This window comes from Rhodopseudomonas palustris BisB18, assembly GCF_000013745.1.
Lineage (GTDB): Bacteria > Pseudomonadota > Alphaproteobacteria > Rhizobiales > Xanthobacteraceae > Rhodopseudomonas_A > Rhodopseudomonas_A palustris_F.
The window spans coordinates 246817-271741 of the sequence record NC_007925.1; the positions used below are offsets into that span (position 1 = coordinate 246817).

At 65.8% G+C, this 24925-nt stretch carries 26 protein-coding genes and 1 pseudogene; 13 read left to right on the forward strand and 14 right to left on the reverse strand.

Annotated features, from left to right (window positions below):
- Positions 1-88 precede the first annotated feature (88 nt).
- From RPC_RS01170 to RPC_RS01180, 3 genes are all read right to left on the reverse strand, one after another.
- On the reverse strand, positions 89-469 hold the full coding sequence (locus RPC_RS01170) for a helix-turn-helix domain-containing protein (protein WP_011470714.1): 381 nt from the start codon (positions 467-469) through the stop codon (positions 89-91).
- Positions 459-800 (reverse strand): type II toxin-antitoxin system HigB family toxin, encoded by a 342-nt coding sequence (locus RPC_RS01175; protein WP_011470715.1) that lies wholly within the window; start codon positions 798-800, stop codon positions 459-461. Before RPC_RS01175 ends, RPC_RS01170 begins: the two co-directional genes overlap by 11 nt.
- A gap of 79 nt (positions 801-879) precedes the next feature.
- Positions 880-1758 (reverse strand): HpcH/HpaI aldolase/citrate lyase family protein, encoded by an 879-nt coding sequence (locus tag RPC_RS01180; protein ID WP_011470716.1) that lies wholly within the window; start codon positions 1756-1758, stop codon positions 880-882.
- Positions 1759-1877: 119 nt separating this feature from the next.
- Here RPC_RS01180 and RPC_RS01185 point away from each other — a divergent pair, with 119 nt between their 5' ends.
- On the forward strand, positions 1878-2528 hold the full coding sequence (locus RPC_RS01185) for a carbonic anhydrase (protein WP_011470717.1): 651 nt from the start codon (positions 1878-1880) through the stop codon (positions 2526-2528).
- Between the two features lie 90 nt (positions 2529-2618).
- Positions 2619-2834, forward strand: a complete 216-nt coding sequence (locus tag RPC_RS01190; protein WP_011470718.1) for a DUF3072 domain-containing protein — start codon at positions 2619-2621, stop codon at positions 2832-2834.
- 14 nt (positions 2835-2848) lie between these two features.
- On the opposite strand, the gene RPC_RS01195 is transcribed toward RPC_RS01190, so the two are convergent.
- A complete protein-coding gene (locus RPC_RS01195; RefSeq protein ID WP_011470719.1) occupies positions 2849-3403 on the reverse strand; it encodes a TIGR00645 family protein in 555 nt (184 codons plus the stop codon).
- Positions 3404-3634: 231 nt separating this feature from the next.
- Positions 3635-4669, reverse strand: a complete 1035-nt coding sequence (locus RPC_RS01200; protein ID WP_011470720.1) for an aspartate-semialdehyde dehydrogenase — start codon at positions 4667-4669, stop codon at positions 3635-3637.
- 124 nt (positions 4670-4793) lie between these two features.
- Between RPC_RS01200 and RPC_RS01205 the strand changes: the two genes are divergently transcribed.
- The gene (locus tag RPC_RS01205; protein WP_011470721.1) at positions 4794-5606 is read left to right on the forward strand and encodes a hypothetical protein; all 813 of its coding nucleotides are present in this window, start codon (positions 4794-4796) and stop codon (positions 5604-5606) included.
- 166 nt (positions 5607-5772) lie between these two features.
- Positions 5773-6147 (forward strand): hypothetical protein, encoded by a 375-nt coding sequence (locus RPC_RS01210; protein WP_011470722.1) that lies wholly within the window; start codon positions 5773-5775, stop codon positions 6145-6147.
- Between the two features lie 286 nt (positions 6148-6433).
- On the opposite strand, the gene leuB is transcribed toward RPC_RS01210, so the two are convergent.
- Positions 6434-7546, reverse strand: a complete 1113-nt coding sequence (gene leuB, locus RPC_RS01215; RefSeq protein ID WP_041802283.1) for a 3-isopropylmalate dehydrogenase — start codon at positions 7544-7546, stop codon at positions 6434-6436.
- A 228-nt stretch (positions 7547-7774) separates the two neighbouring features.
- Between leuB and RPC_RS01220 the strand changes: the two genes are divergently transcribed.
- Positions 7775-8956: a YbfB/YjiJ family MFS transporter gene (locus tag RPC_RS01220; protein ID WP_011470724.1), complete on the forward strand. Its 1182-nt coding sequence runs from the start codon at positions 7775-7777 to the stop codon at positions 8954-8956.
- 120 nt (positions 8957-9076) lie between these two features.
- On the opposite strand, the gene RPC_RS01225 is transcribed toward RPC_RS01220, so the two are convergent.
- The 3 genes from RPC_RS01225 to RPC_RS01235 form a co-directional block, all read right to left on the reverse strand.
- The gene (locus RPC_RS01225) at positions 9077-9856 is read right to left on the reverse strand and encodes a molybdopterin-dependent oxidoreductase (protein WP_011470725.1); all 780 of its coding nucleotides are present in this window, start codon (positions 9854-9856) and stop codon (positions 9077-9079) included.
- A gap of 12 nt (positions 9857-9868) precedes the next feature.
- A complete protein-coding gene (locus RPC_RS01230; protein ID WP_011470726.1) occupies positions 9869-10498 on the reverse strand; it encodes a cytochrome b/b6 domain-containing protein in 630 nt (209 codons plus the stop codon).
- Between the two features lie 223 nt (positions 10499-10721).
- The gene (locus RPC_RS01235; RefSeq protein ID WP_011470727.1) at positions 10722-11309 is read right to left on the reverse strand and encodes a fasciclin domain-containing protein; all 588 of its coding nucleotides are present in this window, start codon (positions 11307-11309) and stop codon (positions 10722-10724) included.
- Between the two features lie 484 nt (positions 11310-11793).
- Here RPC_RS01235 and RPC_RS01240 point away from each other — a divergent pair, with 484 nt between their 5' ends.
- The 8 genes and pseudogenes from RPC_RS01240 to RPC_RS01275 all read left to right on the forward strand — a co-directional run bounded on the left by RPC_RS01240 (position 11794) and on the right by RPC_RS01275 (position 18989).
- Positions 11794-13308 carry a malonate--CoA ligase gene (locus RPC_RS01240; RefSeq protein ID WP_011470728.1) on the forward strand — a complete coding sequence of 505 codons (1515 nt, stop codon included), beginning with the start codon at positions 11794-11796 and terminating at the stop codon, positions 13306-13308.
- A gap of 94 nt (positions 13309-13402) precedes the next feature.
- Positions 13403-14209 (forward strand): SDR family oxidoreductase, encoded by an 807-nt coding sequence (locus RPC_RS01245; RefSeq protein ID WP_011470729.1) that lies wholly within the window; start codon positions 13403-13405, stop codon positions 14207-14209.
- A 263-nt stretch (positions 14210-14472) separates the two neighbouring features.
- A complete protein-coding gene (locus tag RPC_RS26600) occupies positions 14473-15093 on the forward strand; it encodes a YncE family protein (protein ID WP_041801257.1) in 621 nt (206 codons plus the stop codon).
- A complete protein-coding gene (locus tag RPC_RS01255; protein WP_011470731.1) occupies positions 15090-15899 on the forward strand; it encodes an ABC transporter ATP-binding protein in 810 nt (269 codons plus the stop codon). Before RPC_RS26600 ends, RPC_RS01255 begins: the two co-directional genes overlap by 4 nt.
- Positions 15896-16741, forward strand: a complete 846-nt coding sequence (locus RPC_RS01260; RefSeq protein WP_011470732.1) for an ABC transporter permease — start codon at positions 15896-15898, stop codon at positions 16739-16741. Before RPC_RS01255 ends, RPC_RS01260 begins: the two co-directional genes overlap by 4 nt.
- Before the next feature lie 29 nt (positions 16742-16770).
- A pseudogene (locus tag RPC_RS01265) lies at positions 16771-17094 on the forward strand (hypothetical protein); the annotation flags it as partial.
- 161 nt (positions 17095-17255) lie between these two features.
- Positions 17256-17684, forward strand: coding sequence for a secondary thiamine-phosphate synthase enzyme YjbQ (locus RPC_RS01270; protein WP_011470734.1), 429 nt, complete (start codon positions 17256-17258; stop codon positions 17682-17684).
- 3 nt (positions 17685-17687) lie between these two features.
- Positions 17688-18989, forward strand: a complete 1302-nt coding sequence (locus RPC_RS01275) for a RuBisCO large subunit C-terminal-like domain-containing protein (protein ID WP_011470735.1) — start codon at positions 17688-17690, stop codon at positions 18987-18989.
- A 111-nt stretch (positions 18990-19100) separates the two neighbouring features.
- Here the strand turns inward: RPC_RS01275 and RPC_RS01280 are convergent, their stop codons facing one another.
- From RPC_RS01280 to RPC_RS01300, 5 genes are all read right to left on the reverse strand, one after another.
- The gene (locus RPC_RS01280; protein ID WP_011470736.1) at positions 19101-19412 is read right to left on the reverse strand and encodes a hypothetical protein; all 312 of its coding nucleotides are present in this window, start codon (positions 19410-19412) and stop codon (positions 19101-19103) included.
- Positions 19413-19520: 108 nt separating this feature from the next.
- On the reverse strand, positions 19521-21020 hold the full coding sequence (locus tag RPC_RS01285) for an acetyl-CoA hydrolase/transferase family protein (protein WP_011470737.1): 1500 nt from the start codon (positions 21018-21020) through the stop codon (positions 19521-19523).
- Positions 21021-21214: 194 nt separating this feature from the next.
- Positions 21215-22585, reverse strand: a complete 1371-nt coding sequence (locus RPC_RS01290; RefSeq protein ID WP_011470738.1) for a DUF2201 family putative metallopeptidase — start codon at positions 22583-22585, stop codon at positions 21215-21217.
- Positions 22578-23684, reverse strand: a complete 1107-nt coding sequence (locus RPC_RS01295; RefSeq protein WP_011470739.1) for an AAA family ATPase — start codon at positions 23682-23684, stop codon at positions 22578-22580. The genes RPC_RS01290 and RPC_RS01295 overlap by 8 nt, the downstream gene beginning before the upstream one ends.
- Entirely contained in the window at positions 23674-24822 is a 1149-nt protein-coding gene (locus tag RPC_RS01300; RefSeq protein ID WP_011470740.1) for a hypothetical protein, read from the reverse strand. The genes RPC_RS01295 and RPC_RS01300 overlap by 11 nt, the downstream gene beginning before the upstream one ends.
- Positions 24823-24925 lie beyond the last annotated feature (103 nt).

Genomic DNA, 24925 nt, shown 5'->3' on the forward strand with positions numbered 1-24925 from the left:
TAAGCGCGCGCCTCTTCCCTCGCCCCGCTTGCGGGGCGAGGGAAGCACGCGTTGCCGTTGCCGCAACGCCATCACAGATCAACCCGCCTCACGCCGCCTCGTCGCCGCGGGTCGGGCGGATCAGCACCTCCGCCGAGATGCCGAGGTGCTCATGCAGCCGGCGTATCATCTCGATTGACAGGCTGCGCCGGCGATTCATCACCTCGGCGACGCGGGCGCGGGTCCCGATCAACGGTTCGAGATCTTTGCGACTGAGGCCCTGCTGCTCCATCCGAAATTGAATCGCCTCGATCGGGTCGGGCGGGTCCATCGGATCGTGCCGGGCCTCATAGGCGTCGATCAGCGTCGCCAGCACGTCGAGCCGGTCGCCTTTGGGTGTCCCACTCTTGGCGCCCCAAAGCTGCTCGACTTCGACCAGCGCGTTCTGATAATCCGCCTCGGTGCGAATCGGCTTCAGTTCAGTCGCCATGTTGCACCTTCCTCACGTCGAGCCGGTCGTAGGCAGTGTGGGTCCCGATCCATTTGATCCAGACGATGGCCTTGTCGAAATCAACAGCGACGACCAGACGATAGTCATTGCCCTTGATATTGAAGACGATCCGTTCCGCGCTGACGATGCTCGCCGTCGCATAGCGCCGCTTGACCTCTGCAGTGGTGGCCCAGGCCGCTTTGCTGACTTCGTCGAACCAGGCGTCGAGCGCTGCCTTTACCGCCCGCTGATCCTTTGTTCCGGCCAGGCTGGCGACAAACTCTCGTAGGGTGCGGCGCGCGATGATCCTCATCGGCGGCGATTGAACCATGGTCCCATTATGGGAGCAAGGTTTCTGCCTATTGTTCCTCGCCCTGCAACCGCCGCCCTACAGGGCCTTCACCCGATTCTCATGATCCCATCGCCGCGATCGCGTCGGCGATCGCGATGGTCTTTTTCGCCATGTCGACATGCAGCCGTTCCACCATGCGGCCGTCGAGCTGGATCGCGCCGCGCGCGGCGTTTTCGGGCTCAGCAAACGCCGCGATCACCTTGCGGGCGTAGGCGACGTCCTCGGCCGGCGGCGTGAAGGCGGCGTTGCAGGCGTCGATCTGGCCGGGATGGATCAGCGTCTTGCCGTCGAAGCCGAGATCGCGCGCCTGCGCGCATTCATGCGCAAAGCCTTCGATATTGCCGATGTCGCTGTAAGGGCCGTCGAGGATCGCCAAGCCGTGGCTGCGCGCCGCCAGCACGCAATGCGTCATCATCGGCACCATCGCCGAACGGCCGGGCAGCATGCGAATGCCGGTTTCGCGCGAAATATCGTTCGGCCCGAACACGAAGCCGGCCAGCCGCATCTCGGAGTCCTGCGATGCCGCCGCCAGTTCCTCGGCGTGCAGCACGCCGCGCGCGGTCTCGATCATGATCCAGACCTTGATGGCGATCTCGGCGCCGACGTCGGTCAGCCGGTCGGCGATCGCGCTGAGCTCGGCGACGCTGGAAACCTTCGGCACCAGGATGCCGTCCGGTTTGGCCTTGCCGGCCATATTGAGGTCGTCGATCCACCACGGCGAGTCCAGACTGTTGATCCGGATCAGCACCTCGCGCTTGCCAAAACCCTTGTCGCCAACCGCCTTGGCGATCTGCGCCCGCGCGGTGGCCTTGGCGTCCGGCGCCACCGAATCCTCGAGGTCGAGGATGAGGCCGTCGGCATGCAGCAGCCGGGCCTTTTCCAGCGCGCGGGCGTTCGACCCCGGCATGAACAGCAGGCTGCGGCGCGGACGGATCATGACTTCACCCCTCGGTTGCACAATTCGCAGCCGATAACATTTCACGAGGCGCGCTGAAAGGCTTGTTCCAGAACGCATCCTATGGTTATCCCGAGCGGACCCCTGCGAGGCGCGCACCGATGGCATCGTTTCCGCAACATCTGCTCAAAGGCTACCGGAACTTCACCACCCAGCGGCTGCCGACCGAACAATCGCGCTATCGCGAGTTGTCCGAGCGCGGCCAAGCGCCGGAGGTGATGGTGATCGGCTGTTGCGATTCCCGGGTGTCGCCGGAAGTGATCTTCGACGCCGGGCCGGGCGAATTGTTCGTGCTGCGCAACGTCGCCAATCTGGTGCCGGTCTATGCGCCCGACGGCGCCGTGCACGGCGTCTCGGCGGCTTTGGAATACGCCGTGCAGGTGCTGCGGGTGAAGCACATCGTGGTGCTCGGCCACGCCCAATGCGGCGGCATCCGCGCCTTCGTCGACAAGACCGCGCCGCTGTCGCCCGGCGATTTCATCGGCAAATGGATGGCGATGTTCGCGCGCGCGGCCGAGACCGTCGAACAACGCGACCAGGAGTCGATGCAGGAGTTCATCACCCGGCTGGAGCAGGCCGCGGTGAAGCGCAGCCTGGACAACCTGATGACCTTCCCCTGCATCAAGATCCTCGCCGAGCGCGGCAAATTGCAGTTGCACGGCGCCTATTTCGGCGTGGCAGAAGGCTCGCTCGCGGTGTGGGATGCGCAGAGCGGCCAGTTCCACGCCGCCAGCGAACTCGCTATCAGCTGACCGAGCGGCTTGCGCTGACGACGCTTGAGCCGCCGAAGGCTTGGGAACGGATCGAGAACCGTTGCGTTGAATCGCGCGACGGAGGCAGCGATGAACAATCCCAAAACCGACCTCAATTCGAACACCGAGAAAGACCCCGACGAATGGGTCTCCGGCGACGATCCGATGACCGGGGCGCAGGCCTCCTACCTGAAAACGCTGTGCGAGCAGGCCAAACGGCCCGGCGCGTTCAGCGAGACGCTGACCAAGGCCGAGGCCTCCAAGCTGATCGATGAATTACGCCAAGCGGCGGGCGTCGCAGGGTGAGCGTCGCGGAGTGGTCAATGCGCGGCGCCATCGCCGCCGCCGTGATCGCTTCCCCAGCGGTCCGATAGCGCCAACAGCAGCGTCGTGACCACGAACACCAAATGCACGCCGACCAGCCAGCCGAGCTTCTGCGCGTCGAACGCCGCGTCGATGTTCATGAACGCCTTCAACACCTGGATCGCCGAGATCGCCACGATCGAGGCCAGCAGTTTCTGCTTCAGGCCGGCGAAATCGACCTTGGTCATCCAAGCCGGCCAATCCGGATGGTTGCGCGGGTCGATCCGCGAGACGAAGTTCTCGTAGCCGGAGAACACCACGATCAGGATCAGATTGCCGGTCAGCGACACGTCGATCAGCGACAGCACCCCGAGGATGATGTCGGACTCCTTCGCCGCCGGGGCGTGCAGGATGAATTCCCAAAGCAGCAGGCCGAATTTGTACAGCAGCACCACCAGGCTGACGACCAGGCCGAGATAGAACGGCGCCATCAGCCAGCGGCTGTTGAACAGCAGCGCCTCCAGCCCCCGTTCGACCGGATTGGTGCGGCGTTTCGCTGGCAGGTCCGTCATCACGCCCCCCGAAGCTTCAGCTTCCACTCCGACGTTGTGTCGGGTGGGCAAAGCGAAGCATGCCCACCCGACCAGCTACCAGCTCGTGTCCCGGGCGCGGAGCAGCGCGCTTAGCGCTGCCCCGCAGAACCGGGACCGTACCAAATACCGCGTTCCGTAACGGCCCCGGCTCTGCAGCGCACCACGCCGCAAGAGCGGCGCGCTGCACTGCGTCCGGGGCACGTTGGTCGGCTACGCCGCCTTTTTCTTGGCGGTGATCAGCTTGCGGTTGATCAGGCATTCGGCGATCTGGATCGCGTTCAGCGCCGCACCCTTGCGCAGATTGTCGGACACGCACCACAGCACCAGGCCGTTCTCCACCGTCGCATCCTCGCGGATCCGGCTGATATAGGTGGCGTCTTCGCCGGCCGCCTCATAGGGCGTGACGTAGCCGCCGGGCTCGTGCTTGTCGATCACCAGGCAGCCCGGCGCGGTGCGCAGGATGTTGCGCGCCTCGTCCGCCGAAATCGGGTTCTCGAACTCGATGTTGACGGATTCGGAATGGCCGACGAACACCGGCACCCGCACGCAGGTCGCCACCAGCTTGATTTTGGGATCAAGAATCTTCTTGGTCTCCATCATCATCTTCCACTCTTCCTTGGTGAAGCCGTCTTCCATGAACACGTCGATCTCGGGGATGACGTTGAAGGCGATCCGCTTCGGAAATTTCTTGGAGTGGACTTCCTCGACGGTGAACACCGCCTTGGTCTGCGAGAACAGTTCGTCCATCGCGTCCTTGCCGGCGCCGGACACCGACTGATAGGTCGACACCACCACGCGCTTGATCACCGCCTTGTCATGCAGCGGCTTCAACGCCACGACGAGCTGCGCGGTCGAGCAGTTCGGGTTGGCGATGATGTTCTTCTTGGCAAAGCCCGCGACCGCGTCGGCGTTGACTTCCGGCACCACCAGCGGCACGTCGGGGTCCATCCGCCAGGTCGATGAGTTGTCGATCACCACCACGCCCTGCGCGCCGATCTTCGGCGACCATTCCTTGGACACCGCGCCGCCGGCCGACATCAGGCAGATGTCGACGTCCGAGAAGTCGTAATTTTCCAGCGCTTTCACCTTGAGAGTCTTGTCGCCGTAGGACACTTCGACGCCCATGCTGCGGCGCGACGCCAGCGCCACCACCTCGTCGGCAGGGAATTTGCGTTCGTCCAGGATGTTGAGCATTTCCCGCCCGACATTGCCGGTCGCCCCGACCACCGCGACTTTGTAACCCATCGTTGACTCTCCGAAGAAAAAGGCTTCGCCGCCGCCAGCAGCGGAAGGGAAGCGGCAGCGCTTCTATGCGAGAAACGCCTCCGACACAATAAAGCCCCTCCTACTAGCCTACCAGAGCCCCTCGATGCGAACGATTTCGGCCGTCCGCGCTGACCGGGAGCCGCCCCGGATCCACCCGGCCCTGCGAAGCTGTGCCGGCGAATGCCGCGACGTCCTGGTGCGGGTGCTGGCCTATTTCGGCGCGCTGGCGTTCGTCGCCGCGGTCGGGCTGTACGCCGTCCAGCCGTTCGCCGAGGCGATGCGCGACGCCGCCGACCCCGATCAGACGGCCAAGCCCGGCTTTGTCAGCGCCCCGCGATCAGCGCCGGCATTCGCCCTCAGCCAGTTCGATTCACCGGGTAAAATAGAGAGTTATGAAGTCCTTCGGCATCCCGATGGCGGCCGCAAAGATATCCTGCGCTGGGCCGCGCCGGGCGAGGCGCCGATCGCCGAGCTGGAAATCTATCGGCCCGGCGGCGAGCCCAGCCAGGCGCTGCCGCCGGCCGCCGAGATCGCCGCGCGGATCGACCCGGACGGGGTGCGGGCGATCGAGGCCGCCGGCCTGATCGACAGCAAATTCGGCGCGGTGAGGCTGTTTTCGCTCGGTGGCGCTGACGCAGGGCTGCCCCGCGCTTGTCTCGGTTTTCTGAAGAAGCTCGATCGACCCAGCCTGCGGATCTCCGGTTGGGCGTGCCAGGGCGAAACGCTGCCTGCGCGCCGCGCGGCGATTTCCTGCATGCTCGACCGGCTGGTGCTGCTCAGCGCCGGCAACGATCCCAAGCTTGCCGAGCTGTTCGCCCACGCGGAATTGCGCCGCTCCGGCTGCGCGGCGCAGGCCGGCCCGACGGCCGATTGGGTGATGGGGGCGCAGAACCCGCGGCTGCGCGGCAGTCTTTGAGGCGAGCGTGGCCGTTGCGGAGCTTACTCGGCGTGCAACATTTTGCGTCAGCAGGCATTATTGTCCGGCGGTGTGGCCCGAATGAGCTTGTGGCGCGACGCTCCCGGCAGCTAAAATGCGATTGAATCGGACGATGCCCTACCTGCCTGACTGCCATGAGGACATGATGACCTTGAAATTCTCTGCCGCGAGGAAACTCACGGTGCTGCTCGCGGCGGTCGCCGTTATCGCAATCGGCTTCAACAGCTCCGACGCCAATGCGGCGAAGCGGAAGTATTATGATCGCTCCAGCACCGCCTACGGGCCGCGCGGACCGAATTCGTCCTATCAGGCCGGGCCGCGGACCCGCATTTACGTCACCAAGCGGTCATGGCTCGACGCCGGCACCGAAGTGCTGCCGGGCGAGCGCAAGTTCACCGATTATGCCTACCCGCCCGGCCGTTCCTTCGGCATGGAGAATCTCAACCGCCCGCTGGACCGCCAGCCGCTCAACCCGGCGTCCGATCTCGGCGGCTATCCGGAACGCTTCCCGCTGTACTGATTCGCTGCCGCTGGCGCGAGACATCAAGGCCATACGAAAATGCCCGGCTCGCGCCGGGCATTTTTGTTGGTTCGTGGATGCCGCCATCCTAACGGGCTGGCGTTGAAAGCGGCGATTGCATCAACCCCTGCGCCGTCATCCTGAGGTGCCCGAGCAACGCGAGGGCCTCGAAGGATGCGGCTCCGGATTGATGCGCTCCCCGCGCGGCCATCCTTCGAGACGCCCGGCTTCGTCCTTCGGACTTCGCCGGGCTCCTCAGGATGACGTCGACTGCGTGGAGCCGCGCTTAGGCGTGCAGCGCCTGCATTTCTTTCAGGATCGCTTCGCCCATCTGCGAGGTCGAGATCACCGTTGAGCCTTCCGACTTGATGTCGGCGGTGCGCAGGCCCTTGGCCAACACCGCTGCGATCGCGGCGTCGAGCTTGTCGGCCAATTCGCCCATGTCGAGCGAATAGCGCAGCGCCATGCCGAACGACGCCAGCATCGCCACCGGATTGGCCAAGCCCTTGCCGGCGATGTCGGGGGCCGAGCCGTGCACCGGCTCGTACATCGACTTGCGCTTGCCGGTGTTGGCGTCGACCGCGCCGAGCGAGGCCGACGGCAGCATGCCGAGCGAGCCGGTCAGCATCGCGGCGATGTCGCTGAGGATGTCGCCGAACAGGTTGTCGGTGACGATGACGTCGAACTGCTTCGGCCATTTCACCAGGTTCATGCCGCCGGAATCCGCCAGCTGATGCTCGAGCTGCACGTCCTTGTAGTCCTCGGCGTGCACTCGGGTGACCACCTCGTTCCACAACACCCCGGACTTCATGACGTTGCGCTTTTCCATCGACGTCACCTTGTTGCGGCGCTTGCGCGCAAGGTCGAACGCAACACGAGCGATGCGGTCAATCTCGTAGCTGTCGTAGACTTGCGTATCGATGGCGCGCTTCTGGCCGTTGCCGAGGTCGGTGATGGTCTTCGGCTCGCCGAAATACACCCCACCGGTGAGTTCGCGCACGATCATGATGTCGAGGCCTTCGACCACCTCGCGCTTCAGGCTCGAAGAATCCGCCAGCGCCGGGTAGCATACCGCGGGGCGCAGATTGGCGAACAGCCCGAGGTCTTTGCGCAGCCGCAGCAGGCCGGCTTCCGGGCGCGCCTCATAGGGCACGCCGTCCCATTTCGCGCCGCCGACCGCGCCGAAGATCACCGCGTCGGAGGCCTGCGCCTTGGCCATGGTGGCGTCGGTGATCGCCACCTTGTCGGCGTCGTAAGCGGCGCCGCCGACCAGCCCGTCTTCGGTTTCGAAATGCGCGATGCCCTGGGCGTTGAGCCAATCGATCAGCCGCTTCACCTCCGCCATCACTTCGGTGCCGATGCCGTCGCCGGGAAGAAGCAGCAGTTTGTGGGTCGCCATGGTCAATTCCTCGAGATGCGTCATGGCCGGGTCCGTCCCGGCCATCCACGGTGGCCCGCTCGTGATGAGGAAGGCGCGGATGCCCGGCGCGGCCGGGCACGACGAGTGAATGGATGCGGCGGAGTGCTAAAACGGCGTTGCGCGATTGGCAAGACACCGTTCCGGCCGCCGGCGTTGCACCGCCGCGCCGAACCCGGCAAGAATGCAGGGAAGGCGACGGAGAAACGCTTGACCCTGATCGATCGCACCACGGCCCAGCCGCGCCCCGCCCAGCTCATCCTGATGCTGGCGCTGTCGCCGACCATCAGCCTCGGCATCGGTCGTTTCGCCTATTCGCTGGTGCTGCCCGACATGCGCGACGCGCTCGGCTGGTCGTATTCCGCCGCGGGATTCATGAACACCGTCAATGCCGCGGGCTATCTCGGCGGCGCGCTGGTGGCCGCCTCCCTGGTCAAGCGGTTCGGCCTGTTCCGGGTGGTGCAGGCCGGCACGCTGGCCTGCGTCGCCTCGCTGGTATTGTGCGGGCTGTCGGGCAATTTCGCGCTGCTCGGACTGGCGCGGCTGGTGGCGGGACTGGGGGCCGCGGTCTCCTTCGTCGCCGGCGGCGCGCTGGCGGCGACGCTGGCGCAGACCGAGCCTTCGCGCTCGAGTTTCCTGCTCAGCCTGTTCTATGCCGGCCCCGGGCTCGGCATCCTGCTGTCGGGGCTGCTGGCGCCGTTGCTGCTCGATCGGCTCGGGCCGGGATCGTGGTGGGCGGTCTGGCTGGTGCTGGCGCTGCTGGCGGGAGCGCTGACCTTGCCGCTGGTGCTGCGGCCGATCGAGGCGCGCGCGGCGCTGTCCGCGGCCAAGCCGGCGCCATTCACGATCCGCCCGGTGGCGATCTATCTGATCAGCTACTTTCTGTTCGGCGCCGGCTACATCGCCTACATGACCTTCATGATCGCCTATGTGCGCGACGCCGGCGGCGGCGCGCTGGCGCAGAGCGGGTTCTGGTGCCTGATCGGCGCCGGCGCGTTCGCCTCGCCCTGGGTGTGGCGGCGGCTGATCGCGCGCGGCAAGAGCGGCGTCACCACGGCGATCATCCTCGGCGTCAACGCGCTCGGCGCGGCGCTGCCGCTGCTGTCGCCGTCGCCCTGGATGCTGGCGGTGTCGGCCGCGGTGTTCGGGGTGGCGTTCTTCGCGGTGGTCACCACCACTACGGCGTTCGTGCGCTTCAACTATCCGCCCGAAGCGTGGCCGAGCGCGATCGCGGCGATGACCATCGTGTTCGGGATCGGCCAGACCATCGGCCCGATCGCCACCGGCGCCATCACCGACGCGATGGGCAGCCTCAGCTCCGCGCTCAACGTCTCCGCCGCGGCGCTGGCACTGGGCGCCGTGCTGGCGGCGTTTCAGCGGCCGGTGGGGTGAGCGGGAAAACCGAACGAAGTGGGTTGATGCGCTTTAGCCAATTTGGCTGTCATTCCGGGGCACGAGCCGCGTCGCCCGCAACGCCGCCGAGGCGCGACGGGCGCTGCGACCAAGCGCCGCTCAGCTGCCGCTGAAATCATTGTAGCCCTGGTCTTCCCAATAGCCGCCCTTGTAGTCGTTGGTGACCTCCATCGCGACCACGTATTTCGGGTTCTTGAAGCCGAGCTTGGTCGGCACCCGGATCTTCATCGGATAGCCATAGGCCCGCGGCAAGATCTTGTCGTCGAACTTGAAGGTCATCTGGGTTTGCGGATGCAGCGCGGTCGGCATGTCGAGCGAGCTCGCGTAATCTTCCGCGCAGCGGAAATGCACCCATTTCGCGTGGCTGTCGGCGCCGACCAATTTGAGGAAATCGCGCAAAGGCGTGCCGGACCACGAGCCGATCGCACTCCAACCCTCCACACAAATGTGGCGGGTGATCTGCTTGACTTCCGGCAGCTGATGCAGCTCCGCCAGGGTCCAGGATTTCTTGTTGTCGACCAGGCCGGAGACCTCGAGCTGCCAGGTCTGACCGTCGATCTTTGGCGCTTCGTCCTCGCTGTAGAACGCGTTGAACGGGAACGGCCGCTTGATGTCCTGTTCGCCATAGGTCGGCGCCAGCACGTTGGGATTGAAGATTTTCGCCTGCACCGCGTCGTTGAACTTCGAGATCTGCGTCAGCATCGATTCCGCTGAGAACGAATCCGAGACGTCGCATCCGGTCAGCAGCGTCAGCGCGCCGAGGCTGGCGCCGCCGGCGATGAAGCGCCGCCGCGACGGTTCCGGCAGCAATTTGGCGGCATCGCGCACCAAGAGCTTCTTGTCGACGCCGGGGATCAGCAGGGATTTGAAGCGGCGCATCACTCGATCTCCTCACCGTCCGATGATCATCGCGCGCAGCGCTTTCGGCACCAGCAACGACAGCGCGACGTGGATGACCAGAAACCCGCAGATCGCCGCCATCGCGGCGAAGTGCACGTAGCGCGCGACGTCGTAGCCGCCGAACAGCGCGGTCAGCCATTGCAGCTGCACCGGCTTCCAAATCGAAAGCCCGGACAGCACGATGACGATGCCGACCGCGATGATGCCGAGGTAGAGCAACCGCTGCACATAATTGTAGGTGGTGAGGTCGGCGTGCGACAATCGTCCGGTTAGCGCCGCCTTGGTGTCGGTCAACACGCCGGAGGGGGTGATCGGCAGCAATTTGTCGCGGAAGCGTCCGGTGGCGACGCCGAGCGCCAGATAGACCAGGCCGTTGACCATCAGCAGCCACATCGCGGCAAAATGCCACTGCAGCGCGCCGCCGAGCCAGCCGCCCAGCGTGATGCTGCGCGAAAAGGTGAAATCGAACAGCGGCGAGGCGTTGTAGATCTGCCAGCCCGACATGATCATCATGATCACCGCCGCGGCGTTGATCCAGTGCAGCAGCCGCACCCAGGCCGGCTGGATCGCCTTGCCGGCGCGGCGCGTCGCCTGATCGTCGCTGACCGTGATGCTCGACATCGTCTCGTTCCATCCCGACGGGTTCATGACGGGTTCATATCGTCTCTACGGACCTCGCCCGCGGTTCGTTACTGCGGCTTACACCATTGGTTTCGCAATGCCATGGTGGCGCAATCACGAAAAAGCGAGCCGGGTTGCCCCGGCTCGCTGCGCAGCCATTTCCGGGCGCGCGCACCGCATCCTGCGGGGGACGACGACAGGATGCGGTGGGACTTGCGCGAGGTTACGACGCGGGCATCAGCACGGTGTCGACGACGTGGATCACGCCGTTCGACTGGTTGACGTTGGCGATCGTCACCGTCGAGGTTCCGCCCTTGGCGTCGGTCAGCATCACCTTGCCGCCGGCGGCCTTCACCGTCAGGGTTTCGCCTTCCACCGTGGTCAGCTTCTTGCCGTCGGTGAGATCGGCGGCTTCCAGCTTCCCGGGTACCACGTGATAGGTCAGGATCTTGCTCAGCGTCGCCTTGTTCGCCGGCTTGATCAGATTGTCCACGGTGCCGGCGGGAAGCTTGGCGAACGCCGCGTTGGTCGGCGCGAACACGGTGAACGGTCCCTTGCTTTCCAACGTCTCGACCAGGCCGGCGGCCTTCACCGCGGCGACCAGCGTGGTGTGATCCTTGGAATTGACCGCGTTCTGGACGATGTTCTTCGAGGGGAACATGGCGGCGCCGCCGACCATCACGGTCTTCTCGCCGCTCATTTCGCTCTTCATCATCTTCTTGTCTTCGGCGCTGGCGGGCGCGATGACGCTGGCGCTGAGTGCGAGCGCGCCAAAGGCGGCGGCGGACAGCAAGGCAATGCGCTTGGACATGTGTTTCTCCCGTTTGGTTTTGAATGCCGCGGAGTTCCGCGGACGCGATGGAATGCACAGCACGACGACGCCGCTGCTACGCGAGAATTTTACGTCGTCGTCGGCGGAGTTACGCGTGCGGTTTGGGTCAGTTTCAGAAAGTATTTTTTTGTCGCAGGCTGAAACTAATCGCGCGGTGTCACGTGGCGGTCGGGGCGCGGAACTCGCTGCCGCATCCTTCGAGGCCCTCGGGTTGCTCGGGTACCACCTCAGGATGACGGCTGCGATTGACGCAGCCGATGGCGTCGTGACTCGCGAAGAAGACATGATCGCACTTGCGACATCGCCACCCCCCGGCGTCATCCTGAGGAGGCCGGCGAAGTCCGTAGGACGAAGCCGGACGTCTCGAAGGATGGGCCGCACCAGCTTGCCTTGCCGCGCGCGTTCTTGCTATCACCCTGCGAAGAGTGCCCGCCCAGATACTCGATCCTGCCAGGACCACTTCATGAACGCTAATCTGTTCGCCCAACTGTTCGACGGCCTCGAGGATCCGGCAAGGCTCGCGATCGAGACCGAGGATGGCGGCCGGATCAGCTATGGCGATCTGATGAGCCGCGCCGGGCGGGTGGCCAACGTGCTGGTCGCGCGCGGCGTCAAGATCGAAGACCGCGTCGCGGCGCAAACCGAAAAGTCCGTGGCAGCGCTGGTGCTGTATCTCGCCACCGTGCGCATCGGCGCGGTCTATCTGCCGCTCAATACCGCGTACACGCTCAACGAACTGGATTATTTCATCACCGACGCCGAGCCGTCGCTGGTGGTGTGCGATCCGGCGAAGCGGGATGGCATCGCGGCGATCGCCGCCAAGGTCGGCGCGGCGGTGGAGACGCTCGGCGCCGACGGCGAAGGCTCGCTGACCGAGGCATCGGCCGCCGCCGCGCCGGCGTTCGAGACCGTCAAGCGCGCCGGCGGTGATCTCGCGGCGATCCTCTACACTTCAGGAACGACCGGGCGCTCCAAGGGCGCGATGCTGACGCACGACAATCTGGCCTCGAATTCGAAAACGCTGGTGGATTATTGGCACTTCACCGACAAGGACGTGCTGATCCACGCGCTGCCGATCTATCACACCCACGGGCTGTTCGTGGCCAGCAACGTCACGCTGTTCGCCCGCGCATCGATGATCTTCCTGCCGAAGCTCGATCCGGAGCGGATCATCACCTTGATGGCGCGCGCCACCGTGCTGATGGGGGTGCCGACCTTCTATACCCGGATGTTGCGGAGCGAGCGACTGACCCGGGAGGCGACCGGCCACATGCGGCTGTTCATCTCCGGCTCGGCGCCTCTCCTCGCCGACACCCATCGCGAATGGGCGGCGCGCACCGGCCACGCCGTGCTGGAGCGCTACGGCATGACCGAGACCAACATGAATACGTCCAACCCCTATGAGGGCGTCCGGCTGCCGGGCTCGGTCGGCCCGGCGCTGCCCGGCGTCGATGCGCGGGTGGTCGACGCGGTCAGCGGTGTCGAGCTGCCGCGCGGCGAGATCGGCATGATCGAGGTCAAAGGCCCCAACGTGTTCAAGGGCTATTGGCGGCTGCCGGAAAAGACCAACGCCGAATTCCGTCACGACGGCTACTTCATCACCGGCGATCTCGGCACGATCGACGACAACGGCTACGTCTCCATCCTCGGTCGCGGCAAGGATCTGGTGATCACCGGCGGCTTCAACGTCTATCCGAAAGAAGTCGAAAGCGAGATCGACGCGCTGCCGGGCGTGCTGGAATCCGCGGTGATCGGCGTGCCGCATGCCGATCTCGGCGAGGGCGTCACCGCGATTGTGGTGCGCGAGCAGGGCGCCGATTGCAGCGAGGCGACGGTGCTCGGCGCGCTCGAGGGACAGATCGCCAAATTCAAGATGCCGAAGCGGGTGATGTTCGTCGACGAGCTGCCGCGCAACACCATGGGCAAAGTGCAGAAGAACCTGCTGCGCGAGACCTATGCCAATCTCTACGCCAAGTAACCGGCGATCGCTGCGCCGCACCGCCCGGTCCTTAGCCGTTGCTTGACAGCGGCGCCGCGTGCCCGCAAACCTCCGGAAAAATAACGGAGGGTGCATGTTCAAGGATCTGTTTTCGTTGCAGGGCCGGGTGGCGCTGATCACCGGCGGTTCGCGCGGCATCGGCAAGATGATCGCCGCCGGCTTTCTCGCTCAGGGTGCGGCGCGCGTCTATATCACCGCGCGCAAGGCCGCACCCTGCGAGGCCACCGCGCAAGAACTCACCGCGCAATATCAAGGCGAGTGCATCGCGCTGCCGATCGACATTTCCACCCTGGCCGGCATCGCGCTGTTGGCCGCCGAAATCGCCAAGCGCGAGCCGAGGCTCGACATCCTGGTCAACAACGCCGGCGCGGCCTGGGGCGCCGATTTCGACGAGTTTCCGGAAAGCGGCTGGGACAAGGTGGTCGACCTCAACCTGAAGACGCCGTTCTTTCTCACCAAGGCGCTGCACGCGCCGCTGCGCGCCGCCGCCAGCCGCGAGCGGCCCGGCAAGGTGATCAACATCGCCTCGATCGACGGCATCTTCGTCAACCCGCTGGAGACCTATCCCTACGCCGCCAGCAAGGCCGGGCTGATCCATCTGACGCGGCGGATGGCGGTGCGCCTGATCAAGGACCACGTCGTGGTCACCGCGATCGCGCCGGGGCCGTTTTCCTCCGACATGAACAAGGCGGCGCGCGACAACGCCGACGCGGTGGCGGCGCGGGTGCCGGCGGGGCGCATCGGCAGCGACGAGGACATGGCGGGGGCGGCGATCTATCTCGCCTCGCGCGCCGGCGACTACGTGGTCGGCGCCACGCTCGCGGTCGACGGCGGCATCGTCTACGCCAATCCGGGCTTCCAGGGCGAGGGCTGGGACTGAGCGCGACGTCGCCCGCGGCTATTGCGGCTGCGGGCGACGTAGTCCGGCGCCAGCAGCCGGTTGCGCAGCAGGAAGCTGACCGCGCGGACCCAGCAACAACATCCCGCCGAGCCAGCCAGCGTTTCGCATCAGCGAGATCCGTATTCGGCCCGTGGGCAAATTGTTACTTGCAACGTCGCCCGGTTCCGCCATCCTTCAAGCTACAAGGTCGCTCAACGGTTCCAAACGAAGCGGCCCAGCAGGGAGACGTCATGATCCGAGCGATGGCCGCGGCGCTGCTGCTCTGTGCGCTGGCCACACGCTGGGCGTCGATCGCCCGGAAACCAAATGCAAGCTGCAGTAAGGACGGGCTGGCGATGAGAAACGGGTCGCGCAATTCGAAGCTCGTGTCCCGGGCGCGGCGCAGCGCGAAGCGCTGCTCCGCAGACCCGGGACCGTTCCAAGCGCTGCGGTCCGTAACAGCCCCGGCTCTGCAGCGCACCACGCCGCAAGAGCGACGCGCTGCGCTGCGTCCGGGGCACGATTGCATTGCCGAAGGCGGTCATCGGATCGAAGCCGGACGCGCAATGACTCGCGGAGTCATCGTCGCAGCCGCCCTGCTCTCGCTCATTGCCGCGACGCCCGCCGCGGCTTCCATCGCCTATATCTCCAACGAAGAGAGCAACACCGTCTCGGTGATCGACACCAATATTTGGTCAGTGACCGCCACCATCAAGGTCGGGCAGCGGCCGCGCGGCATCGAATTCACCCGCGACGGCAAATTCGTGCTGGTCGCGGTCGGCGATGACGACACCATCGAGCTGATCGACGTCGCCGCGCAAAAGGTCTTCAAAACCATCCAGGTCGGTGAATTGCCCTGGGGCATCACCGTCGCGCCGAAATGACGGTGGCGGAGCTGCCCAGGGCCGGAATCGACAGCGCCGCTGCGCCGCGCAGCTCCGCCGCGGTCGCGGCCTTATCGATAGAGGGCGTCTCCTACAGTTATGGCGCCCGCCGCGCATTGCACGATGTGTCGTTCGCCGTGCAGCCGGCGAGTTTCACCGCGCTGCTCGGCCTCAACGGCGCCGGCAAGTCGACGTTGGTGGCGCTGATCACCCGGCTGTTCGGACTGCAGGCGGGACGGATCAGCATTTTTGGCGACGACATCACCAGCGCGCCTGGAGAAGCGCTGCGGCAGATTGGCGTGGTGTTCCAGCCGCGCACGCTCGATCTCGATCTGTCGGTGATGCAGAACCTGCAATATCACGCCGCGCTGCACGGCATCGGCCGCGGCGAGGCGCGCAGTCGCGCCGACGCGCTGCTGACGCGGATCGGCCTCGCCGATCGCGCCGGCAGCAAGGTGCGCGATCTCTCCGGCGGCCAGATGCGGCGGCTGGAGATTGCCCGCGCCTTGCTGCACCGGCCGCGGCTGTTGCTGCTCGATGAAGCCACCGTCGGGCTCGACGTCAAGGCGCGCGCCGACCTCATCGGCCACGTCCGCCGGCTGGTGATCGACGACGGCGTGAGCGTATTATGGACCACGCATCTGTTCGACGAGATCGAAGCTTCCGACGATCTGGTGATCCTGCACCACGGCCAGGTGCTGGCGCGCGGCGCCATCGCGCGGATCGCAACCGAGACCGGCACCGCCGATCTGCACGCCGCGTTCCGGCAGCTCACCGGCGCCGACCATCTGGGAGGCGGGTTATGACTGCGCCGACGCTCGAACGCCCGAGCGGATTTTCACCGGCGCAGTATCTGATCTGCCTCAACGGCATCGTCTGGCGCGAGGGCTTGCGCTTTCTGCATCAGCGCGAGCGCTTCGTCTCGGCGCTGGTGCGGCCTTTGGTGTGGCTGTTCATCTTCGCCGCCGGCTTTCGCCAGGTGCTGGGGATTTCCATCATCCCGCCCTACGAGACCTACATCCTCTATGAAGTCTACATCACGCCCGGATTGATGGCGATGATCCAGCTGTTCAACGGCATGCAGTCGTCGCTCTCGATGGTCTACGACCGCGAGATGGGCAATATGCGCACGCTCTTGGTCAGTCCGCTGCCGCGCTGGTACTTGCTCAGCTGCAAGCTTCTTGCCGGCACCGCGGTGTCGATCCTGCAGGTCTATGCGTTCCTTCTGATTGCCTGGTTCTGGGACATCGAACCGCCGCACATCGGCTATCTCACCGTGCTGCCGGCGCTGGCGCTGAGCGGGCTGATGCTGGGCGCGCTCGGCATGCTGATTTCCTCCGGCATCAAGCAATTGGAGAGTTTCGCCGGCGTGATGAACTTCGTGATCTTTCCGATGTTCTTTGCGTCGTCGGCGCTCTACCCGCTGTGGCGGGTGCTGCAAGGCAGCCCGGCGCTTTACTATCTGTGTCAGTTCAACCCGTTCACCCACGCCATCGAGCTGATCCGCTTTGCGTTGTATGGCCAGATCAACTGGCTGTCGCTGGCGGTGGTCGGCGGCTCTACCGCGGCGTTCCTGATCGGCGCGATGCTGGCGTATAATCCGTCGCGTGGCCTCGGCCACCGCGGCGCCGCAGGAGGCGATACGTGAGACTGTTTTCGCGATTAGCCGCTGCCGGGATGATGCTGGTCGGCGCGATCGACGCGGCCCACGCCGTCGATCCGCGCTATCCGGATTGGCCCTGCGTGCAGGCCAAGGTGCCGGAGATTTCGCTGAGCGCGGTGTGGGCCGGACCGCCGCTCGACGAAGCCGGCGCCAAATGCAAGGACGACGCCCAGATCAGCGCGCTGGTGGCGCGGCCTTCGGCGCGCCGCACCCCGCTCGAGGAGGCGGAGAAGCTGGTCACGGAGTTTCTCAGGCAGGCCGGCACCGACAAGAGCGCCGCCGGCACGCTGATCTTCGCCGGGCTGTTCGACACCCTGAATGCCGAGCGCGGCTCGGTTGCCTTGCCTGACGGCAGTCGAAATTAACCAGGTCGAGCCCGCGCAGTGCGATCCGCGGCAACCCGGCGCCGCCCCTGCCCGCAACGGTTGATTTTTTCGGGAAACAGGCGGATAGACCCGCGCGGCGGGCCGGGATGGCCTCGCGCCTCCGGGGTGATCTCATGAAAATCCTGCGACATCGGATTGAGCTCGAAACCACCGCGCCGATCCAGATCATCGACGTCACCGGCCAAGTCCGCGACTGGGTCGCCTCGACCGGCATCCAGGACGGCCTCGTGACGGTGAGTTCGCTGCACACCACCGCGCGGATCAACGTCAACGAGCGCGAGGCCCAGCTCGAGCGCGACATGATCACCTACCTGAAGCGGCTGGTGCCGCGCGACGGCGACTATCTGCACAATCTCGATCCGATCGACGGCCGCGACAACGCGCATTCGCATCTGCTCGGCCTGTTCATGAACTCCTCGGAAACCATCCCGGTTGCCGCCGGCGCGCCGGTGCTGGGCGGCTGGCAATCGATCTTCTTCGTCGAGCTCGACGGCCCGCGCGAAACCCGCGGCATCGAACTGCAACTGCTCGGAACGGACTAACGCATGACCCCGGACGATATCGCGGGCTTCTACGCCGAACGCGGCGACCTCAACCTCGACGACTACATCGAACTCGATTTCACTTTCGAATGCGCCGGCGATCCGCGCGAGGCCGCGGCGCATCTGTGCAGCGAGCAATCCACCGCGCAGTGGCGCAGGGTCGGCGTCGACGAGGATTTTCGGCCGCGCTTCGCCGCCAAGGTGCTGTCGCTCGAGGCCATGCCGCGGCCCTCCGGCTTCAGCATCGCGGTGGAATGCGCCGCGACCGGCCCGGTGCATGCGGTGCGCGTCACCATCGCGCATCCGCACGGCAATTTCGGCCCCAAGCTGCCGAACCTGTTGTCGGCGGTGTGCGGCGAGGGGGTGTTCTTCTCGCCTGGGATTCCGCTGATCCGGCTCGAGGACATCCGCTTTCCGGATGGCTACCTCGCCGCGTTCCAGGGCCCGCAATTCGGCGTGCAGGGTTTGCGCGATCGACTGCAGGCGTTCGAGCGGCCGATCTTCTTCGGCGTCATCAAGCCGAATATCGGCTTGCCGGCAGCCCCCTTCGCCGAGCTCGGCTACCAGAGCTGGAAAGGCGGGCTCGACATCGCCAAGGACGACGAGATGCTGGCCGACGTCGACTGGTGCCCGCTCAGCGAGCGCGCCGCCGCACTCGGCGAGGCGAGACTTCGCGCCGAGCGCGAGACCGGCGTGCCAAAGATCTATCTCGCCAATATCACCGACGAGGTCGATCGGCTCGTTCCGCTGCACGATCTCGCGGTGGCGAACGGCGCCAATGCGCTGCTAGTCAACGCCATGCCGGTCGGGCTGTCCGCGGTGCGGATGCTGCGCAAACACGCCACCGTGCCGCTGATCGCGCATTTTCCGTTCATCGCGGCGTTCAGCCGTCTCGCCGCCTACGGCATCCATTCCCGGGTGTTCACCAGGCTGCAGCGCTTGGCCGGATTCGACGTGGTGATCATGCCGGGCTTCGGGCCGCGGATGATGACGCCGGAGCACGAAGTCCTTGATTGCGTGCGCGCCTGTCTGGAGCCGATGGGACCGATCAAGCCATGCCTGCCGGTGCCCGGCGGCAGCGATTCGGCGGCGACGCTGGAAGGCGTCTATCGCAAGGTCGGCAGCACCGATTTCGGCTTCGTGCCGGGCCGCGGCGTGTTCGGCCATCCGATGGGGCCGGCGGCCGGCGCCGCCTCGATCCGCCAGGCCTGGGACGCCATCGCGTCAGGCATTGCGGTCGCCGACCATGCCAAGACGCATCCGGAGCTGGCTGCGGCGTTGCAGGCGTTCGGCGCGAAGAAGTAAGCTCGTAGGGTGGGTTAGGCGCGTAGCGCCGTAACCCACCATCATGCGCACGATGCGGAGCGGTGGGTTACGGCGCAAGAGCGCCTAACCCACCCTACGGATTGCGGACCGCTACCCGCGTCGCCGCAGATAGGGCCGCAGGATGCCGGCGACCAGGCCGAACGCGACCAACAGCCCGACGATCGGGATCCACAGCAGGAAGGCGCCGAGCAGCAGCACCAGGATCACCGCGAACACCACGCCGATCGTCAGCACCAGCCCGATCATGCCGAGCGGGCCGATCTTGGTGACGTAGATCCGCTCGCTGAAGCTCTCGTGGAAAAAGTTGCGGTTGCGCGCCGGATCGTAGCCGGCGCCGGGCGGAATGATCTCCGGCTCGACGCGCGGCTGCTCGGCCTGCGGCTTTGGTGTTGGGTCGCTCATCGACGGCGTCCTTGCTGGCCGATCACGCAGAATGCGGCGGATCGCTCCAGCATAACCGTAATGACGCCCAAAGTCTGGCCGCGAATCGTCGCGCGCGGCGATCCGCGGTCAGCTCACCGGATGGATCGCGCGCAACGCCTCGTCGAGCAGATGCGGGGTGTGCTGGGCGGCGGAGCCGCGGCGCGCCCGGTCGAAATAATCCTGCAGCACCGGCTTGAAGCTCGGATGCGCGGTGTTTTCGATGATCACCTTGGCGCGTTGCCGCGGCGCCAGGCCGCGCAGATCGGCCAGGCCCTGCTCGGTGACCAGCACCTGGACGTCGTGCTCGGTGTGGTCGACATGGGTGACCATCGGCACGATCGACGACAGCGTGCCGTTCTTGGCGGTCGACGGCGTCATGAAGATCGACAGATAGGCGTTGCGGGCGAAGTCGCCGGAGCCGCCGATGCCGTTCATGATCCGGCTGCCGCGGATATGGGTGGAATTGACGTTGCCGTAGATGTCGGCCTCGATCATGCCGTTCATCGAGATCACCCCGAGCCGTCGAATCACCTCCGGATGGTTGGAGATCTCCTGCGGCCGCAGCACCACGCGGTTTTTGTGCTGGGCGGTGTCGCGATTGAAGATCTCGGCCTTTTCGGCGCTGAACGACAGCGCGGTGGCGGAGGCGAAGGTCATCTTGCCGGAGCGGATCAGGTCGAGCATGCCGTCCTGCAGCACCTCGGTATAGGCGGTGAGCTGCTCGAACGGGCCGCTCTCCAGCCCGGCCATCACCGCATTGGCGACGTTGCCGACGCCGGATTGCAGCGGCAGCAGTTCCGGCGGCAGCCGGCCACGGCGCACCTCGTGACCGAGGAAATCCAGGATATGCCCGGCGATCGCCTGCGAGGTTTGGTCGGGCGGCGAGAAGGTGTTGTTGCGATCCGGCGCGTGGGTTTCGACCACCGCGATCACCTTGCTGGTATCGCAGCGGAAGGTGGTTTCGCCGATGCGGTCGCCCGGCGTCACGATCGGGATCGGCTGCCGGTAGGGCGGCAGTTGAGTGCCGTAATAGATGTCGTGCATGCCCTGTAGCGCCGGATTGTGCCAGGAATTGACCTCGAGGATGATGCGGTCGGCGCGATCCAGCCAAGTCTTGTTGTTGCCGACCGAGGTGGTCGGCACCAGGCTGCCGTCGGGCAGGATTCCGGCGACTTCGACCACCGCGACGTCGAGATGGCCGAGGAAGCCGAACCAGACGAACTGCGCGACGTGGCTGAGATGGATGTCGATGTAATCCATCGTTCCGGCGTTGATGCGTTCGCGGGTCACCGGGTCGGACTGATAGGGCAGCCGCAGCTCGATGCCGTCGACCTTGGCCAGCGCGCCGTCGAGTTCGGGGGCGGTGGAGGCGCCGGTCCACACCCCGATGCGGAACGGCTCGCCGCGGCCATGCGCGGCTTCGATATGCCGCGCCAGCGCCAGCGGGATCTCCTTGGGATAGCCGGAGCCGGTAAACCCGCTCATCCCGACATTGTCGCCGTGCTTCACCAGCGCTGCGGCGTCTTCGGCGGACATGATCTTGGAGCGAAGCGCGGCAGACATCACCCGGGAATCATGGCTCGGCATGGCAAATCCAATGTTGTGAAGGTTGCATCTCCGGGTGAGGTATCAAGCCTGGACAGACGCAACAATCCCACCAAAGGAGGGCCTGATGCGGCAACAATGTTGCCATTAGAGGGTGGACTTGCCAAATTAACAGCCGTCGCTGCCGAATAGGCTTGGCGATGCCGCGCCGCCCGCGGTCGCCCGCGGTCGCGCTCTCAGCTCAGCGTCAGCTTGCGCCCGAACGGCTGCACCGCCGCCGTATGGGCTTCCGGCACCGCCCAAATGACCGGGAAGCGCGGCCTGAAATTCGCCGGGCCTTCGAGGTCGGTCAGCACCACGGCGATGTCGGGGCGGTGCTTTCCCGCCTCCTCGAGCAAAGGCGTGAAATCGGTGCCGCCGCCGCCGGTAAACCCGATCTCGCGCAGATTGATCTTGCCCGGTTCGAACAGCGTCACGCTACGCACCTTGTCGTCGCCGATGATCAGGATCGAGCCGGCCTCCAGCCTGCGGCTGATCGACTCGATCTCGCGGGCGAATCGCTCCATCAGCTCGTCGGCGATCGAGCCGGAAACGTCGACGATCACCGCCAGCCGCGGCACGTTCTTGGTCGGGCTGAAGCCGGGCTCGAACGGCAGCCGGCGGTTCGGGCCGGCGCGGCCCTGATTGGCGATGTAGGAGCGCGACGGCCGCGACCAGGAGATGTCCGGCTTGCGCGCCAGTGCCCGCGCCAATTGGGTGCGCAGCATCTGCTCCCACGGTGTGCGGGTCTTCGGCAGGTCGGCGATCAAGGTGCGCAGCATCGAGAACGCGCCGTCGCCGGCGTGGCCGCGCAAAATCCGTTCGCTCCATTCCCGCGCCGCGTCGGCCTCGGCCTCCGGCGCGCCCTGCGCCTCTTCGCTCGGCGCCAGATCCTGCTGGGTCTGGCCGCCGAGTTCGCGCACCTTGGAGGACTTCGGGCCGTCCTGGCGCGAACTCGGACGCTCCTGGGCGCCATCGTCTTTCGGCGCACCGTCGCCCTTTGCACCGCCCTCGGAAGCCTCGCCGCCGGATTGGCTGCGGCTGCCGGGCTTCTGCTGGCGGCCATTTTGCTGCTGTTCCTGGCGATCGTCGATCGCCCGATACAACTTCTCGACGTCCCATTCCAGCAACGCCGCTTCGACGTCCTGCTTCTGCGCCAACACCCGGCTGAGCAATTGATCGAGAAACACCGAGGACGCCGGCAGCCGCAGCCAGGTCAGGTGCCCGAGCGTCGAATTGACGATGGCGTCGGCGCAGATGTTGAACAGTTGCAGGTCGACGTCGCCGATCTGCCGACGCAGATCGAGGAAACGCTGCGGATGCCGCAGCGCGATGTGCATCACCTCATGCGCCACCAGCCCGACCTGATCGGAGAGCGGCAGCACCTCGAACTCGACGCCGTAGAACACCGTGTTGCCGTCGGTCAGCACCGCCGGCGACTCGGCGTCGACCGGCAGATCCTGATGCTTGACCCACAACGCCAACCCTCCGGTGGAGGGCGCGAACTCCACCATGCGCTGGATCGCGCGGGTGCCGCGGTGCTGATACAGCACGTTGAGGTCAGGCATTCTGGCTTTCCCGGCGGCGGTGCTCGTCATAGCGATGATAGGACGGGCTCTCCAGGATCGCGGCCTCGAGCCCGCTGGACAGCGCGCGCTGCATCAACAGCTCCATTGCCAGGGTCTGGATCTCGCGGATCGGCAGCGGCACGCCGCGGATGTCGGGCAGTTGCTCGACGATTTCCAGCGCGCGGGCCAGCGTGCGGTCGTCGACGCAGGCGGCGAGCAGCCCGTAGGTCATGCCGTACAGCCCGTCGAGGCTCTTCGGCAGCAGCGCCGCAGTCTCCGGACCGGGGCGCGCCGCCAACAGCCGGATCACGTCGGTGCCGGCCTGGATCTCGCGCAACACGCCGAAGAACTCCGCCGCGTTGGCGGCGCCGATGCGGCCCTGCACGAAGATCCGCTTGGTGGCGTCGGACAGGCTCGACTTCAGCACGTTGGAAATATCCTCCCAGCCGCGTGGGGACGCGCCGATCAGGTGCTCGCCGGCGAGCTGCGCCTGGGTGTCGTCGAGCTTGTCCGGGCGGATCTTCAGATAGGCCATCACCTCGGGGGCGAAATTGCGCTCCAGCGCGTGGGCCAGGAAGGCGTCGATCACGGTCTGCACGTTGAAGTGGAACATGCGGTCGGCGAGCGCGGTGCCCATGTCGTGGCTGATCGCGCCGTGGAACGAGGCGTTGCCGGCGGCGACCACCTGCCAGCCGTCCGGCAGTTGGTAGTTGCCGACGCGGCGGTCGAGGATCAGCGAATAGGCCGAGATCTGCAGCCGCTGGTCGGCGGCGGTCAATTCGTCAAGAAACAGGATGCCGTCGTGCTGATCCGGCGCGGGCAGGAATTCCGGCGGAAACCACACCGTCTTGGCGAGCGTGTCGTCGGCATAGATTGCGCCGCGGATGTCGACCGGTTCGATCGTGGTCAGCCGCAGATCGACCAGCGGGATGCCGAAATGCTCCGCCACCTGGCGCACGATCGACGACTTTCCGACCCCGCGGGTGCCCCACAGCATCGAGGCGCGGCGGCGCAGAACGGGATCGCCGTATTGCTCGACTAAGGCCGCCTTGGCGCCGGCGATCGAGATCGGAGGAATGTTCATCGGATTACTGAGCATCGAGCAGGACCTCCGGTTCGGTGGGCTTTGGCTTCGGCGACGGCATTGCAGCGGTCGGGGCGGTAGGGGCGGTCGGCGGCGCGGGCAAGGTCGCCGGAGCGTTCGTTGCGGCGGTCGCCGGTGCGGGGTGCGACGGCAACCAGGCCGCGGCCTTGGAGCGCCGCGGCAGCGGCGGGATTTCCAACGGTGGGGTGTCGCGCATGCCGAAGGCGGCGAACAACAACAGCGGCGGCGCCCCCATGATCAGCAGGTTGACCATGGAGTCCTTCGGGATCTCGACAAAAGTGAGCCCGGCGGCGCCGGCGATCAATGCGGCGAAGAACAACAGCGGGAGCGCGCGGCGCAGCGTCACACCCCAGCGCGCCCGGCGCAGCGTGTCGTGGAACACACAGGGCGGATGCGCCAGCGTCTTGCTGAGATGCGCGACGGTGCGCTGCAGCCTGGCCTCGACCTTCTCGCTCAGATGCGGCTCGCTGCCGCGCACCTTGAGCTTGCCGTTCCATCCGAGCTGGGTCTTGCGCAGCGGCCCCCAGGCCCAGCCGATCACCGCCAGCAGATCCTCCGGCAATTCGCAGCCGGGGGACTTCGGCACCAGATCGATGTCGGCGGGATAACCCTTCACGGTAGGCGCGTGCAGGATCAACGTCAGGCCCTCGAACTCGGCCTCGCCGCGGGTCAATTCCATGCGCACATCCGGCTCGCCGCGCGACCACGCGGAATCGGCTGGAACGAGCCGGTAGCTCTGCGCGATCACACCCTCGTCGCCGCAGCGAAACTGCCGCTGCGGCGGCACGGTTTCGATCCGCGCCAGCAAATCGCCGGGGTCGGCGCCCTCGGTGGTGAGCGTGGCTTTCAGCCCGGAGGCCAAGGTGACGGTTCGGGTCAGACGAAAGCTGCCGATGCGTGGGTTTTCGAGCAGCAGGGTTTCGCAGGCTTCGGTCAGCACCGCTTCGTCGTCACCGCTGTGCGTGATCGGCTTGAACACCAACCGGCGATTCGATCGATCGCTGGCTGCGAGATCGAGGTGGCGCTGGCGCCTTGTGAACGGCGCCATTAGGCCGAGGATCTCGTGATGTGTCAGAGGATGCGTCGGCTTGTCGAAGCGCGTTCCGCCGGTCAGTAGATTTGCTAAGCTCATTCCCGTTCACCGAACCCCATTGCAATGGAGTCTGCTGGTTGGCAAACTCCGCCTGATGCAAGTCGATTCCAAGATTCTCTAGCACTGCGCCGTCCGCAACGTT

Excerpts from the sequence above, each read along its gene's own strand:
- RPC_RS01240 (WP_011470728.1), top strand. The coding sequence starts at position 11,794 with ATGAACGCTAATCTGTTCGCCCAACTGTTCGACGGCCTCGAGGATCCG.
- RPC_RS01185 (WP_011470717.1), top strand. The coding sequence starts at position 1,878 with ATGGCATCGTTTCCGCAACATCTGCTCAAAGGCTACCGGAACTTCACC.
- RPC_RS01225 (WP_011470725.1), bottom strand. The coding sequence starts at position 9,856 with ATGCGCCGCTTCAAATCCCTGCTGATCCCCGGCGTCGACAAGAAGCTC.
- leuB (WP_041802283.1), bottom strand. The coding sequence starts at position 7,546 with ATGGCGACCCACAAACTGCTGCTTCTTCCCGGCGACGGCATCGGCACC.
- RPC_RS01300 (WP_011470740.1), bottom strand. The coding sequence starts at position 24,822 with ATGAGCTTAGCAAATCTACTGACCGGCGGAACGCGCTTCGACAAGCCG.
- RPC_RS01260 (WP_011470732.1), top strand. The coding sequence starts at position 15,896 with ATGACTGCGCCGACGCTCGAACGCCCGAGCGGATTTTCACCGGCGCAG.
- RPC_RS01270 (WP_011470734.1), top strand. The coding sequence starts at position 17,256 with ATGAAAATCCTGCGACATCGGATTGAGCTCGAAACCACCGCGCCGATC.
- RPC_RS01290 (WP_011470738.1), bottom strand. The coding sequence starts at position 22,585 with ATGCCTGACCTCAACGTGCTGTATCAGCACCGCGGCACCCGCGCGATC.
- RPC_RS01295 (WP_011470739.1), bottom strand. The coding sequence starts at position 23,684 with ATGCTCAGTAATCCGATGAACATTCCTCCGATCTCGATCGCCGGCGCC.
- RPC_RS01285 (WP_011470737.1), bottom strand. The coding sequence starts at position 21,020 with ATGCCGAGCCATGATTCCCGGGTGATGTCTGCCGCGCTTCGCTCCAAG.
- RPC_RS01275 (WP_011470735.1), top strand. The coding sequence starts at position 17,688 with ATGACCCCGGACGATATCGCGGGCTTCTACGCCGAACGCGGCGACCTC.
- RPC_RS01205 (WP_011470721.1), top strand. The coding sequence starts at position 4,794 with ATGCGAACGATTTCGGCCGTCCGCGCTGACCGGGAGCCGCCCCGGATC.
- RPC_RS01280 (WP_011470736.1), bottom strand. The coding sequence starts at position 19,412 with ATGAGCGACCCAACACCAAAGCCGCAGGCCGAGCAGCCGCGCGTCGAG.
- RPC_RS01210 (WP_011470722.1), top strand. The coding sequence starts at position 5,773 with ATGACCTTGAAATTCTCTGCCGCGAGGAAACTCACGGTGCTGCTCGCG.
- RPC_RS01170 (WP_011470714.1), bottom strand. The coding sequence starts at position 469 with ATGGCGACTGAACTGAAGCCGATTCGCACCGAGGCGGATTATCAGAAC.
- RPC_RS01190 (WP_011470718.1), top strand. The coding sequence starts at position 2,619 with ATGAACAATCCCAAAACCGACCTCAATTCGAACACCGAGAAAGACCCC.
- RPC_RS01180 (WP_011470716.1), bottom strand. The coding sequence starts at position 1,758 with ATGATCCGTCCGCGCCGCAGCCTGCTGTTCATGCCGGGGTCGAACGCC.
- RPC_RS01175 (WP_011470715.1), bottom strand. The coding sequence starts at position 800 with ATGGTTCAATCGCCGCCGATGAGGATCATCGCGCGCCGCACCCTACGA.
- RPC_RS01200 (WP_011470720.1), bottom strand. The coding sequence starts at position 4,669 with ATGGGTTACAAAGTCGCGGTGGTCGGGGCGACCGGCAATGTCGGGCGG.
- RPC_RS01195 (WP_011470719.1), bottom strand. The coding sequence starts at position 3,403 with ATGACGGACCTGCCAGCGAAACGCCGCACCAATCCGGTCGAACGGGGG.
- RPC_RS01235 (WP_011470727.1), bottom strand. The coding sequence starts at position 11,309 with ATGTCCAAGCGCATTGCCTTGCTGTCCGCCGCCGCCTTTGGCGCGCTC.
- RPC_RS01230 (WP_011470726.1), bottom strand. The coding sequence starts at position 10,498 with ATGTCGAGCATCACGGTCAGCGACGATCAGGCGACGCGCCGCGCCGGC.
- RPC_RS26600 (WP_041801257.1), top strand. The coding sequence starts at position 14,473 with ATGGCCGCGGCGCTGCTGCTCTGTGCGCTGGCCACACGCTGGGCGTCG.
- RPC_RS01245 (WP_011470729.1), top strand. The coding sequence starts at position 13,403 with ATGTTCAAGGATCTGTTTTCGTTGCAGGGCCGGGTGGCGCTGATCACC.
- RPC_RS01255 (WP_011470731.1), top strand. The coding sequence starts at position 15,090 with ATGACGGTGGCGGAGCTGCCCAGGGCCGGAATCGACAGCGCCGCTGCG.